14 protein-coding genes are annotated in these 14,890 nt (G+C 43.3%); 9 read left to right on the forward strand and 5 right to left on the reverse strand.

The annotated features are described in order from the left end of the window. Positions 1–1,062: sodium:proton antiporter NhaD (nhaD, locus tag HMPREF9420_RS08955; protein ID WP_007135305.1), on the reverse strand; the 1,062-nt coding region annotated here is incomplete at its 3' end. Between the two features lie 98 nt (positions 1,063–1,160). On the opposite strand from nhaD, the gene HMPREF9420_RS08960 reads away from it, so the two are divergent. From HMPREF9420_RS08960 to HMPREF9420_RS14260, 6 genes are all read left to right on the forward strand, one after another. Beyond that, the gene (locus tag HMPREF9420_RS08960; protein WP_007135306.1) at positions 1,161–1,766 is read left to right on the forward strand and encodes a DUF6621 family protein; all 606 of its coding nucleotides are present in this window, start codon (positions 1,161–1,163) and stop codon (positions 1,764–1,766) included. A 6-nt stretch (positions 1,767–1,772) separates the two neighbouring features. Continuing rightward, on the forward strand, positions 1,773–3,011 hold the full coding sequence (locus tag HMPREF9420_RS08965) for a saccharopine dehydrogenase family protein (RefSeq protein ID WP_044078895.1): 1,239 nt from the start codon (positions 1,773–1,775) through the stop codon (positions 3,009–3,011). Positions 3,012–3,061: 50 nt separating this feature from the next. After that, complete coding sequence (gene recA / locus HMPREF9420_RS08970) at positions 3,062–4,081, forward strand: recombinase RecA (protein WP_007135308.1); 1,020 nt, start codon at positions 3,062–3,064, stop codon at positions 4,079–4,081. 178 nt (positions 4,082–4,259) lie between these two features. Beyond that, positions 4,260–5,363 carry an alanine dehydrogenase gene (gene ald, locus HMPREF9420_RS08975; protein ID WP_007135309.1) on the forward strand — a complete coding sequence of 368 codons (1,104 nt, stop codon included), beginning with the start codon at positions 4,260–4,262 and terminating at the stop codon, positions 5,361–5,363. A gap of 577 nt (positions 5,364–5,940) precedes the next feature. Continuing rightward, the gene (locus HMPREF9420_RS13965; RefSeq protein WP_007135312.1) at positions 5,941–6,243 is read left to right on the forward strand and encodes a hypothetical protein; all 303 of its coding nucleotides are present in this window, start codon (positions 5,941–5,943) and stop codon (positions 6,241–6,243) included. A gap of 45 nt (positions 6,244–6,288) precedes the next feature. After that, positions 6,289–6,465 carry a hypothetical protein gene (locus tag HMPREF9420_RS14260; RefSeq protein ID WP_081457464.1) on the forward strand — a complete coding sequence of 59 codons (177 nt, stop codon included), beginning with the start codon at positions 6,289–6,291 and terminating at the stop codon, positions 6,463–6,465. Between the two features lie 408 nt (positions 6,466–6,873). Here HMPREF9420_RS14260 and HMPREF9420_RS08985 read toward each other — a convergent pair whose 3' ends face one another. From HMPREF9420_RS08985 to HMPREF9420_RS09000, 4 genes are all read right to left on the reverse strand, one after another. After that, positions 6,874–7,830, reverse strand: a complete 957-nt coding sequence (locus HMPREF9420_RS08985; RefSeq protein ID WP_007135313.1) for a M23 family metallopeptidase — start codon at positions 7,828–7,830, stop codon at positions 6,874–6,876. 217 nt (positions 7,831–8,047) lie between these two features. Further along, entirely contained in the window at positions 8,048–10,150 is a 2,103-nt protein-coding gene (gene recG / locus HMPREF9420_RS08990; protein WP_007135314.1) for an ATP-dependent DNA helicase RecG, read from the reverse strand. Beyond that, entirely contained in the window at positions 10,147–10,815 is a 669-nt protein-coding gene (locus HMPREF9420_RS08995; protein WP_007135315.1) for a 2-C-methyl-D-erythritol 4-phosphate cytidylyltransferase, read from the reverse strand. The genes recG and HMPREF9420_RS08995 overlap by 4 nt, the downstream gene beginning before the upstream one ends. Positions 10,816–10,820: 5 nt before the next feature. Continuing rightward, a complete protein-coding gene (locus HMPREF9420_RS09000) occupies positions 10,821–11,390 on the reverse strand; it encodes a DJ-1 family glyoxalase III (protein ID WP_007135316.1) in 570 nt (189 codons plus the stop codon). 67 nt (positions 11,391–11,457) lie between these two features. Here HMPREF9420_RS09000 and HMPREF9420_RS09005 point away from each other — a divergent pair, with 67 nt between their 5' ends. The 3 genes from HMPREF9420_RS09005 to HMPREF9420_RS09015 all read left to right on the forward strand — a co-directional run bounded on the left by HMPREF9420_RS09005 (position 11,458) and on the right by HMPREF9420_RS09015 (position 14,737). Continuing rightward, complete coding sequence (locus tag HMPREF9420_RS09005; RefSeq protein ID WP_007135317.1) at positions 11,458–12,285, forward strand: NAD kinase; 828 nt, start codon at positions 11,458–11,460, stop codon at positions 12,283–12,285. After that, positions 12,282–13,952 (forward strand): ABC transporter ATP-binding protein, encoded by a 1,671-nt coding sequence (locus HMPREF9420_RS09010; RefSeq protein ID WP_007135318.1) that lies wholly within the window; start codon positions 12,282–12,284, stop codon positions 13,950–13,952. The genes HMPREF9420_RS09005 and HMPREF9420_RS09010 overlap by 4 nt, the downstream gene beginning before the upstream one ends. Before the next feature lie 65 nt (positions 13,953–14,017). Next, on the forward strand, positions 14,018–14,737 hold the full coding sequence (locus HMPREF9420_RS09015) for an ABC transporter ATP-binding protein (RefSeq protein ID WP_007135319.1): 720 nt from the start codon (positions 14,018–14,020) through the stop codon (positions 14,735–14,737). The last annotated feature ends 153 nt before the right edge of the window (positions 14,738–14,890 follow it).

Raw genomic sequence — 14,890 nt, forward strand, 5'->3', positions numbered from 1 at the left:
ACCAATAATACCCGTAACAAGATAATGATTCTTATTAAATATAGTGTTAAGTGCACCTCCCATAGAAGTGAGTACACCAATTTCTTCGAGACAAGCCACGGCCATCAGGATGCCAAGGAAGAACAAAATGGTGCTCATATCAATGCGACTCAGTAGATTGGAAACACGCTTTTGGAATGTCATTTCTTTCTGATGGCGGTGCAGTTTGCGGTAGAATACCTCGGTAACTGTCCATAAAACACCAAGCACAAGAAGGATTCCAACGAATGGGGGCAGGTGAGTTATCGACTTGAATACTGGTACAAACATCAGTCCTCCCACGCCAATGATGAAGATAATCTTGCGTTCTGAACTCGTAAATTCATGCACTTCACCATCTCGAATGTCGTAAGGTTGTGAGCTTTCTTGCTTGAGTTCACCTTTGAGTTGCCGTTGAAGTATCAGCATAGGGATAAGGAGTGAGATGACAGATGGAATGAAAATCTCGCTGATTACGCCTAAAGCCGTGATCACACCCTTATTCCATAACATGATAGTTGTGATGTCTCCGATGGGCGAAAATGCACCTCCTGAGTTGGCAGCGATAATGACTAAAGACGCATATATGAGTCGATCTTTATGGTCATGAACAAGCTTTCGCAGAATCATAATCATCACAATGGTCGATGTTAAGTTATCAAGTATGGCCGAAAGAAAGAAAGTCATGAAGGCAATCTTCCACAAAAGAGAACGCTTACTCTTAGTACTCATGCGGGTTTGTACCCAATTGAATCCCCCATTTTGGTCGACAATCTCAACAATTGTCATTGCCCCCATGAGGAAAAACAACGTTGTTGAGGTGCTTCCTAAATGGTGTTCAATGGCGGCATTCACAGCATTTGTAAGCGCATTACCAGTCAATCCGGGGAGATAAATGCCAGGATTAACCATGAAAAGTGTCCAGCATGCCACGAACATCAGCAGTGCGATAGCAGCCTTGTTGACTTTCGTGATACTTTCAAGGGCAATAAACATGTAGCCAACTACAAATACCACGATAATAAGAACAGTTAAAGTTGTCATTTTATTATAAATATTTAATTCTGTATAAGCACTGCAAAGTTAAGAAAAAAAACATTATTAGCCACGATAATTTGAAATTAAAACATTATCTTTGTAGCATGAATTCACAGCCAGAGAACAGCATTAGAATGAGCGAGAATATAGTCGTTGCTGATGCAGATTACTTAGATTCGGTCGTATTTGACCTCATTGTGAACTTTGAACGCATGATAGGTAGGCCGCTACCGAAGGCAGATTTGAGTCAGTGGGCTGTCTGTATGGCGCTCGATGGCGGTGTGCGTGCAGGGAAGAATGATGTTCATGTGGTACTTGTTCATGATGAAAAGCATAAAGAAATGGATAATTTCAAACCGTCAAACTATGAACATGACCTCCATGCACGTGCTTTTTCAGATGACTATTTGGGCGAATTTACGATAACTTCTGTGGCATTAGGCGATGCTATCAGTAAGGAAGAATATTTTGAAAACGTGCTCCACACACTCCTTGATCATAAGGAAGTGCATCGCATAATGTTAGTTCCCGACAGCGAACATGGTAATGCTTATGACCGCATTCGTCATCTTTTGCAACGTGTAGACGATGATAATAAGCGCATAACGCTATTTGCTATGCAGCCCATGGAAGGCGGAAACTTCCGTCAAGAGATATTAGGCTATTCGTTGATGAACGCATTAGGCATCAAAGCTGAAGAAATAAAATAAAGAGATATGAGTAGAATTTTGATGATAGGTGCTGGCGGTGTAGCCACCGTTGCAGCCTTTAAGATGGCACAGAACAGTGAAATCTTCTCTGAATTGATGATTGCCAGTCACCACAAAGCTAAGTGTGATCGACTCGTTCAGGCAATACATGCGAAAGGATATAAGTTGGATATCAAGACCGCTGAAGTCGATGCAGATGATGTTGAACAACTAAAAGTGCTGTTCAATGACTATAAACCCGAGCTGGTTGTAAACCTTGCATTGCCCTATCAGGACCTAACCATCATGGAAGCATGCTTGGCTTGTGGCTGCAACTATCTTGATACAGCAAACTATGAGCCTAAGGATGAGGCACATTTTGAGTACTCTTGGCAGTGGGCTTATAAGGAAAAGTTTGAGCAAGCAGGGCTAACAGCAATCTTGGGTTGTGGATTTGACCCTGGTGTTTCAGGCATATTTACGGCTTATGCGGCTAAACATTACTTCGATGAGATACAATATCTCGACATTGTTGATTGCAATGCAGGAAACCACCACAAAGCTTTCGCGACGAATTTTAACCCAGAAATCAACATCAGAGAGATTACACAGAAGGGCCTTTACTATAAAGATGGCGAGTGGATTGAAACCGAACCATTAGCTGTTCACCAAGATATTACGTACCCAAACATAGGTCCTCGCGACAGTTATCTTATGCATCATGAAGAACTTGAGTCTTTAGTTAAGAACTATCCGACCATAAAACAAGCTCGCTTTTGGATGACTTTCGGACAGCAATATCTTAATTATCTCGACGTGATTCAGAACATAGGAATGGCTCGAATAGATGAAGTTGAGGTAGAAGCTCCATTGGTTGATGACCCAACGAAGACCGCAAAGGTGAAAATAGTGCCTTTACAATTCCTCAAAGCTGTGCTACCTAATCCCCAAGATTTAGGCGAAAACTATGATGGAGAGACTTCTATTGGTTGCCGAATCCGCGGACTTAAGGATGGAAAGGAACGCACTTATTATGTTTATAACAACTGTAAACATCAGGAAGCATATAGAGAAACCGGCATGCAGGGAGTCAGTTATACGACTGGAGTGCCTGCAATGATTGGCTCAATGATGTTCCTAAAGGGTATTTGGAAACGCCCGGGAGTGTGGAATGTAGAGGACTTCAACCCCGATCCATTTATGGATGAGCTCAACAAACAAGGGCTTCCATGGCATGAAGTGTTTGATGGTGACTTAGAACTCTAATCTATATACGGGACAGCTTGTCTCATTTAATGATATAAATCCTAACAAATATGGCAAAAGAAACAGAGGCTAACCAGCAAAGTGAGAAGCTAAAGGCTTTGCAGGCAGCAATGTCTAAGATAGAAAAAGACTTTGGAAAAGGTTCTATTATGCGTATGGGCGACGAACAAATTGAAAATGTTGACGTCATCCCTTCAGGCAGTATAGGACTCAATGTGGCACTCGGTGTGGGCGGATATCCACGTGGTCGTATCATCGAAATATATGGACCTGAGTCATCAGGAAAGACTACTTTGGCGCTACATGCAATCGCAGAAGCGCAAAAAATGGGCGGCATTGCAGCCTTCATTGATGCAGAACACGCCTTTGATCGCTTCTATGCAGAGAAACTTGGGGTTGATGTTGACAACCTTTGGATAAGCCAACCCGACAATGGGGAACAGGCGTTACAGATTGCCGATGAGCTAATTCGCTCGAGTGCAATTGATATTCTCGTTGTCGATTCAGTCGCTGCGCTGACTCCAAAGAAAGAGATTGAGGGCGACATGGGTGATAATGTCGTCGGACTTCAAGCGCGTTTGATGAGTCAAGCCTTACGAAAGCTAACGTCAACGATAAGTAAAACCAACACATGTTGTATCTTTATTAATCAACTTCGCGAGAAGATTGGCGTGATGTTTGGTAGTCCTGAGACCACAACGGGCGGCAATGCACTTAAGTTTTATAGTAGTGTTCGTCTCGACATTCGACGCGTTACAAGTCTTAAAGACGGTGATAACATCATAGGAAATCAAGTGAGAGTGAAGGTCGTAAAGAATAAAGTTGCACCTCCATTCCGCAAGGTTGAGTTTGAGATTCTATTCGGAGAAGGAATCAGTAAGGTTGGAGAAATCCTCGATCTTGGCGTTGAATATGGCATAATTCAAAAGAGTGGAAGCTGGTTTAGCTATAATAGTTCGAAGCTTGCACAAGGCCGTGACGCCACAAAGAACTTGCTTCGAGATAATCCAGAGCTTTGCGATGAGCTTGAAGGACAAATCCGTCAGGCTATCGAAGAGAAGAAAGAATAAGATAAAAGAATAGCAATAGTGGTAGCTCGGATATGAAATCATTTCATGTCCGAGCTTTTTTTGTGTCGTTGTTTCTATCTGTTAAATTTCCTTTTTGCGTAACAACCAATTAGAATTATCGTTATATTTGTTGCAAAACTCTATTACTATTAACTTTAATAACGAAAGGAATACGGCTATGAAGATTGGAATTCCACGCGAGATTAAGAACAATGAGAACCGTGTAGGCATGACTCCTACGGGTGTAAGTGAACTTTCTAAGCACGGACATGAAGTCTATGTGCAACGCAGTGCAGGGGAAAATAGTGGCTTCTCTGATGCTGACTATGAGGCGGTTGGCGCTAAAATCCTTCCTGATATCGCTGCAGTTTATGCCGAGGCAGACATGATTTTGAAGGTGAAAGAGCCTATCCCATCTGAATATTCACTTGTGCGCGAGAACCAAGTGGTATTCACTTACTTCCATTTTTCCTGTGATCGAGCACTCACCGAGGCTATGATGAAGAGCAAAGCTGTGTGTATTGCTTACGAAACGGTGCAGCTTTCTGATGGCTCTTTGCCTTTACTTGTACCGATGAGTGAGGTTGCTGGTCGCATGGCTGTACTCAATGGGGCACATTATCTGCAAACCACGAAGGGCGGAAATGGTAAACTTATCTGTGGCGTTCCTGGGGTTTTGCCGGCTCGAGTGCTTGTCCTTGGCGGTGGAACTGTGGGAGAAGCTGCCGCAAGAATGGCTGCAGGACTCGGTGCTGAGGTTACTATTGCCGATGTTTGTCTGCCCCGTTTGCGCCGGTTGGGTATTGATTTGCCTGCCAATGTGCATACACTTTATTCGACATCTTATAACATTCGTCAGCAACTTCCCGTCACAGATCTTGTCATTGGCGCTGTTCTTGTGCCCGGAGATAAGGCACCTAAGCTCATCACTCGTGACATGTTGAAACTCATGAAGCCTGGAACTGTGCTTGCAGATGTGGCTATCGACCAGGGCGGATGCTTCGAAACATCTCATCCAACATCTCATTCTGAGCCGGTATATGACGTGGATGGCATCATACATTATTGTGTGGCGAACATCCCAGGAGCGGTTCCCAACACCTCAACTTCGGCCTTAACAAACGCTACTTTGCGTTATGCTATAGCCTTGGCTGATAAGGGTTGGCAGCAGGCTTGCCGTGAAGACGAAGCGCTTCTCAAGGGAGTTAACATCGTAAATGGCTGCATTACCTATAAGGCGGTGGCCGATGTGTTTGGTCTCGACTGCCATTCGGCAATTTAATTCGGCTGTAAACGATATTTCATAAGATATAAAAACGAATAATAGTTTATTTATTTCGGCTTAAAAAACATCCCTCATTCCTCTCCAACGTGGGGAGGATAGGGATATAAAAGGCTTGTAGAGACATCGCATTTACAATCCTTCTTACCTTTGCAGCGCTGGTGATTGGCTTGCAAATTTGTAAGTTTTGTATCACGATTTCTAAACGTTTTTCATTCTATTATATAGAGAATGAAATGTGTTTTTTGTGTAGTTTTAGAATGTTTTGTAGGAAAAGCTTCCTTTATCACGATGAGCAAAAGCGTTCGTTTATAGCCATAGTAAGCATGGTTACCTCTGTTTGGCTGGGTGAAATGCGTCATATTATCGTGTAATCTCTATTGTTTTACATCACGATTTGCCTCATTTCACTTTGTAATCTGCATCTAATTGCAACATATTTATTATCAGTTTGTTACGCCGTTTGTTGTCATTGAAGGAGTGGAATCCGTAAGAATGAATAATCACACCATAGCAATTATCCACAGATCAAGAAGGCATTCGTCATCAATACCATTTGTTTTATAATGGTTTACCTATGAATGTGTTTTCCATTATGAATGTTGTAACGATGCAACGCCGTGGAATTTATGTCAATATTCCCATGGATGTATTTTGCATTATGAATGTTATAACGACGCAACGCCGTAGATTTTATGCCAATATCCCCATGGATGTATTTTGCATTATGAATGTTACAACAATGCAACGCCGTGGTTATTATGCCAATATCCCCATGGATGTATTTTGCATTATGAATGTTACAACAATGCAACGCCGTGGTTATTATGCCAATATCCCCATGGATGTATTTTGCATTATGAATGTTACAACGATGTAATGCCGTAGATTTTATGCCAATATCCCCATGAATGTATGTGCCATTATGAATGTTGTAACAACGCAACGCCGTGGAAATTATGTTAATATTTCCATGAATGTATTTGGCAATAAAAATGCCCTTATGGTGCAACGCCGTAGGTGTTGTTCTTTTGATAGCCCAGGGTTGGCGAGGAACGAGCCTACCCCGGGTAGGCATCCACAAGGGGATTCAACGCCATAGGTGTTGAGCTTTTTTTGAGAAAGTAGGCTTATAACGAGGATATTCATGGCGGATTACGCTTAGAAAGCGTAGCACTGATGGCATTGTTCCACCCACAACATATGCTAACCCAGGGTAGCCTGCACTATCGTTTGGCAACCCTGGGCTATCGAAACCGCAATATTTATGGCGTTGAAACCTTCTATTTATAACATGATTAACGTCAATATACGCCGAAATTAATGGCAAATTTCACTGAAATAATATGATGTTTATGACACAGGATTGGCCATTTCAAATGAAACGCTGTGGGTTTTTATGGGGAAAAAGAAATGGAATAGTAACGTTATAAATTGCTATATAGCACATGAACGCTACTATTCCATGATGTGATAAAAATGATTCAACCCCATTTGTTGGGGCTGTTCATTATGAGTATCTTAGGATCATGCCTGGTCGAACGCGTGAGTTTGCACTCAGATGGTTAAGACTGCAAATCTTCTCTACAGTCACACCACGCAGTTTTGCGATAGAAGCGATGGTCTCACCTGACTTAACTTTGTGATAGAGCAAATCTTCATTGTCTGACGAATGCTTTTTATTATAGGTGCCAAGTTCGCCATTTTGAACGAGATCACGAGTGTAACCACCATTTCCTATCTTACCTCTTAGGCGGGTAGCTTCGGCAGATAGTTCTTCGTATGTATTGACATTATAGACAAAGTAGTCGCCCGTTACGTCCTGATTACGGAAGTCAAACATCAAGGCGGGATTCAAAGCGACTCCACAAAGACGTGTTTCAAAGTGGAGATGTGAGCCAGTACTGCGCCCCGTATTACCTCCAAGACCGATGATTTCGCCTGCACGCACAACCTGATTTTCCGTGACAAGTTGTTCTGAAAGGTGGCCATATATCGTCTCAAGTCCATTGGGATGTCGTATAACGATATACTTTCCGTAGCCTCCTGCCTCGTATCTTACGATGCGAACTTTGCCACTAAAGGCGGCGCGGATAGTGTCTCCAATATATACTTTGATGTCTAATCCTTTGTGTTGACGACCCCATCGGCTACCAAAGTTACTTGTAACGACGCGACTATTGGTAGGCATGCTGAAATGACGGAGGTCTATTTTGAAAGTATCGGGCATTTCTGTACGACGATGTGCATAACGATTGTCCCAGTCGTTATAAAGACTTGCTGCGGGCGATTGTTCCTGTTCGCGTTCAACAATGCTACGAAGTACGAGCGTGTCTACGGCTTTCATCTTGCGATCTACAGGGGCTTGACGTGCTAAAAGGTCTTGCGCTTGCACAGAAGTTGGCAGAGATACCAATGCAAACAATAATCCTATCGTAAATATTCCAATACTTTTTCTTAAACTCATAATATGGTTTTTAGGTCCGAATAAGCTTCAGATTAACTAAAAAAGCAATCTAAATTTATCAAACAACGAATGAAAGAAGTTCATCAATTGTAGTCAAAAGCGCTACAAAGGTATGCAAAAAATCACCAGTTTGTATGCTTGTTAACGTATTTTGTTACAAATTTAACACAATCAAAAAAGCCGTTTTATCTCATAATTCGTTTGTATATAGGGGATTTCAAGAGATTGATGACCAATTAATATTAGTTTTTCTTAACTCTTTTAGATGCTCCCATAAGAGCTGATATTCCACCTTTTGGCACGTCGGATCATGCTCAATAATCTTCTGTGCCTCATCACGCGCGAGCTGAACTAACTGCCCATCGCGTGCAATATCAGCGATTTTGAGGTCAAAAGCGATTCCACTTTGCTGCGTTCCCTCAAGATCTCCCGGGCCACGGAGCTTCAAATCGGCCTCAGCTATACGGAAACCATCGTTTGTTTCGCACATAATGTCGATGCGCTTTTGTGTTTCTTCGCTCATTTTATAACTTGTAACGAGGATACAATAGGATTGTTTTGCACCCCGACCTACGCGTCCTCGCAACTGATGGAGTTGGGAAAGACCAAATCGTTGGGCGTCAAGAATGACCATTACAGAGGCATTTGGCACATTGACGCCTACCTCAATGACCGTTGTTGCAACGAGAATCTGTGTCTCACCACTAACAAATCGTCTCATCTCTTCCTCCTTTTCAGAGGGTTTCATCTTGCCATGTACCTTGCTAATTGAGAAGTCTGGGAAGATTTCGAGCAATGATTCATATCCCTTTTCAAGGTCTTTGAGGTCGTTTTTCTCATTTTCTTTGATTAAAGGGAATACGATATAAACCTGCCGACCCTGTTGAATCTGCTGACGAATGCCATTGTAAAGGCTTGTCATTTGATTGTCAAACTTGTGTATTGTCTGTATAGGTTTGCGCCCAGGAGGTAGCTCATCGATGATGCTTACATCGAGATCGCCGTATATTGTCATTGCAAGCGTGCGAGGAATTGGCGTTGCTGTCATCACTAAAATGTGTGGAGGATTCTCGCTCTTTGCCCATAATCGTGCGCGTTGGGCTACTCCAAAGCGATGTTGTTCGTCAACAACGGCAAGCCCGAGTCGGGCAAATTGCACCGTGTCTTCTATGACAGCGTGAGTTCCAACGAGGATGTTGATGTCGCCATTTGCCAATGCTTCGAGTACTTCTTGCCGCTTCTTACCTTTCACAATGCCTGTAAGCAGTTCGACACGGACGTCCATTCCTTGCAGAAACTCTTTGATTGTAGTGAGATGTTGCTCTGCCAATATCTCAGTAGGTGCCATGATACACGCCTGAAATCCATTGTCAATGGCTATCAACATCGTCATTAAAGCGACGAGAGTCTTGCCTGATCCCACGTCACCTTGAAGCAAACGATTCATTTGTTTGCCGCTCGCCATGTCGTCACGAAGCTCATGCATGACGCGCTTTTGGGCGTTTGTGAGGTCAAACGGCAGGTTGTTTTGGTAGAAAGTATTAAAGATTTGTCCCACTCTTTGAAACACATAACCTCGGTATTTGCGTCGATGGTCGCTGGCATATCGTAGGATATTGAGCTGAACATAAAAGAGTTCTTCAAACTTTAACCTTACTTGTGCGTGCTGAAGTTCATCTAATGACTTAGGATAATGAATGCCTTTGAAGGCTGCTTCGCGTGAAATGAGGTGGAGAGGACGCTGAATAAACACGGGAAGCGTCTCTGAAATAGCGTCTTTCGGAAGCCTACTGATGAGATTCTTTGTTAGCTTTTCTATGGTGCGGCTTGTGATTCCATTGGTCTTCATCCTTTCCGTTGTGGAATAATAAGGCTGCATTCCCATCTCATTGAGTTGGAGTTCGTCGGCCTTTTCGATTTCAGGATGCGCGAATTGATAGCGACTTCCGAAGACGGTTGGTTTGCCAAAGACGATATATTCAGTATTTAGTGCGTAGGTTTTATAAATATATTGCGTCCCACGGAACCACACTAAGTCAACTACTCCGTGCCCATCGGAGAAGTGAGCGACAATGCGTTTCCTCCTTGTTCCATTCGAAAACTCTTCAAAACTCAGTATCTTTCCTTTGATTTGTACAAAGGGTATCGAGCCATTTAGCTCGTCAATAGTGTATATCTTGCTTCGATCCACATATTTATATGGATAGTATTCCAACAAGTCTCGCCATGTTTGGATGTTGAGTTCCTTACTCAATATCTCCTTACGCTTAGGACCTACGCCCGGCAAATACATGATATCTTGGTCGAGAATGCTGGTCATTGCAAGAGGATTTCAGCGACTTTGAGGTCAAAAGGGGTAGTAAGTTTGATGTTTTCTCTATTTCCTTCAACCATAGAAACATGGCATCCGAGGGCCTCAACTACGGATGCATCATCGGTGAAATGAGGCTGATAAGGTTGACTATAAGCTCGTTTCAGCAAGGAAATATCAAATACTTGTGGTGTCTGTACAATGCGATAGTCAGCCCGTTGCACATTTTTTCCGCCACCATGTGCGTCAATGTAGCGGATACTATCAGTCACTGGAAGAACAGGAATGGCTGCAAATTCCTCGTGAGCTGCTTCAAAACACGCTGCAATTACCTTTGAAGAAACAAACGGACGCACGCCATCATGAATGCCCACTAAGCCCTCTTCGTCATCAGGAATGGCTGAAAGTCCATTCTTAGCTGATTCAAATCGTGTGGCACCTCCATTGACAATGGTGTGTGGAATCGTAAAATTGTGGGTCTCACACAAGCCTTTCCAATAGGCCTGTTGGCTCTCGGGGAGTACAAGAATGATTTGCAATGCAGCATCATACGTATGAAACCGCGTTATGGTGTGCATGAGAACAGGCTTTCCTCCAATAGGAATAAACTGCTTAGGAAGCTCAGAACCCATGCGCATTCCCTTGCCTCCAGCCACAATAATGATATAGTTCATGAGCTTTATCGGCCCATCAGATGGGCAAATTGCATTTTCTTTTCGAGGTCTTTTGTGGCATCTTCGCCAATGAAATAACTCAAAAGTGTATAGGAATATGGTAGAGATGCTGCCGGACCTTCACCCGTTGTAACGTTTCCATCGACTTGAACGAGCTCGCCAGTATAGGTTGTTGATGCGTTGAAATAACGCTCAAAACCTGGACTACACGTTGCTTTCTTGCCATCAAGAATACCACATGAGGCCAAAACCATAGGCGCAGCACAGATTGCTCCGACGCGTTTCCCGGCTTCAAACTGCTTCTTTAGTGCAGTCTTTACACCCTCGTGAGCATTCAGATTCGTACTCCCCGGCATGCCACCCGGCAGTAAAAGAAGGTCAGCATCATTGAAATCAGCCACATCTTCGAATTTAATGTCTGCCTTAACTGTTACTCCATGCGAAGTTTCTACAAACAAATCGCCTGTAATACTGACGGTCTTGACGTCCACACCACCCCTTCTTAGGATGTCAACAGGAGCCAAACCTTCAATCTCTTCGAATCCATTTGCTAAAAATTCATATACTTTTGGCATAGTCTTTTAATATTTTTCGTTACATTTGCAAATATAATAAGAATTGTTGAAACGGCAAAAACAAAGTATGATTGATAATCAATTGGTATTTGCAATCTATGTAAATGCGTTTAAACAACAGGAGATTCAGCCCCTCGTTGAACGTGTTGTAGCTTTTCTCGACCGTCATTCCGTCTCGTCATTGATAGAACCTGATGAGCTAACTAATGTCGATTTAGTCATCTCACTGGGTGGAGATGGCACGTTTCTTAAAGCCGCTTGTATGGTTGGAGAGCGTGAGATTCCCATCTTAGGTATCAACAAAGGGCGGCTCGGTTTCCTTGCAGATGTGTTGCCAAGTGAAATAGAAGATGTGCTCGAACATGTGCTTCGACGGGATTATATGATAGAAAACCACACCGTAATCAAGTTAGAAGCCGACGGAGAATGCGTTGATTGCTGTCCGTTTGCATTGAATGATATCGCTGTTTTGAAGCGCGACACGGCCTCGATGATTAGCATAAAGGCCTATATTAATGGCGAATTTCTTGTCAATTACCAAGCCGATGGATTGATTATTGCCACACCTACGGGCAGCACGGCATATAGTTTGTCGAATGGCGGACCCATTATCGTGCCCCAAAGTGGTAGTCTTTGTATCACACCTGTAGCCCCTCATAGTCTTAATATCCGTCCAATCGTCATCAATGATACCAGTGTTATCGAGCTCGAAGTATGCTCTCGGTCGCATAATTTCCTTGTTGCCATCGACGGACGCAGCATGAAACTGACCGAAGGTACACGCTTAACGATTCGTAAAGCGGATTATATGGTCAAGCTTGTTAAACTTAAAAACCAGCGATATTTCTCCACTTTACACCGAAAACTCATGTGGGGCGCTGACTCAAGACAATGACTTTAAAGACTTTACTCAGGATTCCTGCGTTCAAATATGACGCTCGTACGTTGATGAAATGGCTTTGGAACGCGTGGAGAGGAAATCAATTGCAAGCTATTCTCAATGCAACCATCGGATTGTTATCAGTGGGTGTTGGGCTCGGTCAAGTGTGGGCAGTCAAGCACGCCATTGATGTTGCCTCGCGAACGGTTAGTGGCAATATCTATTGGGCTGTGGGTTGGATGGCTGTTTTGATTCTTTCAGACTTTGCATTAACCATTGCCGGTACGTGGGTTCGCAACATTTTAGGAATCAAAGCGCAAAACCGCATGCAGCAACGCCTCCTTGATCGTTTGCTGAAATCGGTCTGGCGAGGACGCAATCATCATCATTCGGCTGACATTCTCAATCGATTGGAGTTCGATGTCAGCACAGTTGTCACCTTTCTTACAGAGACTATACCCAACACTTTGTCTGTTCTGGCAATGTTCCTTGGTGCATTCTTCTATCTCTTTTCAATGGATAAGGTTCTCGCTCTCATAGTGATTGCCATCTTTCCTCTATTCCTTGCAGTGAGTAAAATCTATGTAGGCAGGATGCGACACCTAACGCGTGAGGTCAGAGATAGCGACAGTAAGGTGCAAAGTGTGATGCAAGAGACGATACAACATCGCATGCTTATCAAGACATTGGAAAGCAATGAAGCCATGGTTGAGCGTTTAGAGAACATACAGAGTGAACTCCGTTATCGCGTGGTTAAGCGCACAAAGTTCAGTGTTTTCAGTAATGTTGTCATCAATTTTGGCTTTGCTTTTGGCTATTTGGTAGCCTTTTTGTGGGCTGCTTTGCGTATGTCGGCCCACACATTGAGCTTTGGTGGTATGACGGCTTTCCTGCAATTGGTCAATAAGATACAAGGACCTGCACGCAACCTGACAAAACTCGTACCGGCATTTGTTAGTGTTTTCACAGCCGCTGAACGCTTAATGGAACTTGAAGAAGACCCACTTGAAGCACAAGGTGCACCTATTTATATTAAAGCCCCATGCGGAATACGGCTGAACAACCTTTGTTATGCCTACGAAGATGGTAAAGATAAGGTGATAGATAACCTTAGTTTTGACTTCAAACCGGGCAGTTGTACGGCTATTCTCGGTGAAACGGGCGCCGGAAAGACAACGCTTGTGCGCATGATTCTTGCCTTGGTGCAGCCTCAAAGTGGGCAAATTGAAATCTATCATGGCTCAACCCATCAAACCTTATCACCGCTTCATCGGTGTAATTTCGTTTATGTGCCCCAAGGAAATACGCTGATGAGCGGCACAATTCGAGAGAATCTGCGTCTTGGAAAGCTTGATGCTACCGACGAAGAGATGCTACATGTTCTACATGTAAGCTGTGCTGATTTTGTCAAAGACCTGCCAGAAGGGCTCAATACGCTTTGTTCTGAACAGGGAGGAGGCCTTAGTGAGGGGCAAGCTCAACGCATTGCAATCGCCCGAAGCCTACTCCGCGATCGCTCAGTGATGCTCTTTGATGAGGCCACAAGTGCGCTTGATCCTGACACTGAGCGTCAACTGCTCCACAATATTCTGTCTACTCACGACAAGACGATACTCTTTATAACGCATCGTCCGGCTGTAATTGACTATTGTGACCATACATTAAAGATAACAAAAATATAGGAACTTGCTGCGAAAAATAAAGCCTTTGTGCAACTTTTTCATACAAAACGTCGTCTAAACTGTATATGATTCATCTTAAAGATATAAATAAAACCTATCAAGGGGCACAGCCTTTACACGTTCTTAAAGGTATAAACCTCGATATAGAAGCCGGAGAATTCGTCTCAATTATGGGCGCTTCAGGCTCTGGAAAGTCTACACTTTTGAACATACTCGGCATACTTGACAACTATGATACAGGCGAATATGTCCTTGATGGCAAGCTCATCAAGAACCTCTCTGAGTCGCGTGCTGCCGAATATCGTAACAAAATGATTGGCTTTATCTTTCAAAGTTTCAACCTGATTGGCTTTAAGACGGCTGTAGAAAACGTCGAATTGCCCCTGTTTTACCAAGGAGTAAGTCGGCGAAAACGCCATCAACAGGCACTCGAATATCTTGATCGATTAGGTCTTTTGCCTTGGGCCGACCACTATCCCAATGAGATGTCGGGCGGACAAAAGCAGAGAGTAGCCATTGCCCGCGCTTTGATTACACAGCCACAGATTATACTTGCCGACGAACCTACTGGGGCTTTGGATAGTAAAACGTCTGTAGAGGTGATGCAATTACTAAAGAAACTCAATGCCGAAGACCACAAAACGATTGTTGTAGTGACGCATGAAAGTGGTGTAGCTAACGAGACAAATAAGATTGTTCACATTAAAGATGGCATCATAGGAAAGATAGAAGACAACTTCGATCACCATGCGTCACCATTTGGAATCGATGGAGTGATGAAATAAACTGAAACAGATTGAGACTCAAAGGGTTATAAAAGGTGTCGTAAAGTGGGGCACTTCATGGCATGAAAAGCGTCATATTGCACCACAATCTGCATCATTTAATGCAATGAAATGGCATAGATTGCAACTGCAGATGAGGCACTTTGAGATAAT

The organism is Segatella salivae DSM 15606 (assembly GCF_000185845.1).
In the GTDB taxonomy this organism is placed as follows: domain Bacteria; phylum Bacteroidota; class Bacteroidia; order Bacteroidales; family Bacteroidaceae; genus Prevotella; species Prevotella salivae.

What these genes read in the sequence shown, in the direction of transcription:
- HMPREF9420_RS08960 (WP_007135306.1), top strand. Translation starts at nt 1,161, where the DNA reads ATGAATTCACAGCCAGAGAACAGCATTAGAATGAGCGAGAATATAGTC.
- HMPREF9420_RS08965 (WP_044078895.1), top strand. Translation starts at nt 1,773, where the DNA reads ATGAGTAGAATTTTGATGATAGGTGCTGGCGGTGTAGCCACCGTTGCA.
- recA (WP_007135308.1), top strand. Translation starts at nt 3,062, where the DNA reads ATGGCAAAAGAAACAGAGGCTAACCAGCAAAGTGAGAAGCTAAAGGCT.
- ald (WP_007135309.1), top strand. Translation starts at nt 4,260, where the DNA reads ATGAAGATTGGAATTCCACGCGAGATTAAGAACAATGAGAACCGTGTA.
- HMPREF9420_RS13965 (WP_007135312.1), top strand. Translation starts at nt 5,941, where the DNA reads ATGAATGTGTTTTCCATTATGAATGTTGTAACGATGCAACGCCGTGGA.
- HMPREF9420_RS14260 (WP_081457464.1), top strand. Translation starts at nt 6,289, where the DNA reads ATGAATGTTGTAACAACGCAACGCCGTGGAAATTATGTTAATATTTCC.
- HMPREF9420_RS08985 (WP_007135313.1), bottom strand. Translation starts at nt 7,830, where the DNA reads ATGAGTTTAAGAAAAAGTATTGGAATATTTACGATAGGATTATTGTTT.
- recG (WP_007135314.1), bottom strand. Translation starts at nt 10,150, where the DNA reads ATGACCAGCATTCTCGACCAAGATATCATGTATTTGCCGGGCGTAGGT.
- HMPREF9420_RS08995 (WP_007135315.1), bottom strand. Translation starts at nt 10,815, where the DNA reads ATGAACTATATCATTATTGTGGCTGGAGGCAAGGGAATGCGCATGGGT.
- HMPREF9420_RS09000 (WP_007135316.1), bottom strand. Translation starts at nt 11,390, where the DNA reads ATGCCAAAAGTATATGAATTTTTAGCAAATGGATTCGAAGAGATTGAA.
- HMPREF9420_RS09005 (WP_007135317.1), top strand. Translation starts at nt 11,458, where the DNA reads ATGATTGATAATCAATTGGTATTTGCAATCTATGTAAATGCGTTTAAA.
- HMPREF9420_RS09010 (WP_007135318.1), top strand. Translation starts at nt 12,282, where the DNA reads ATGACTTTAAAGACTTTACTCAGGATTCCTGCGTTCAAATATGACGCT.
- HMPREF9420_RS09015 (WP_007135319.1), top strand. Translation starts at nt 14,018, where the DNA reads ATGATTCATCTTAAAGATATAAATAAAACCTATCAAGGGGCACAGCCT.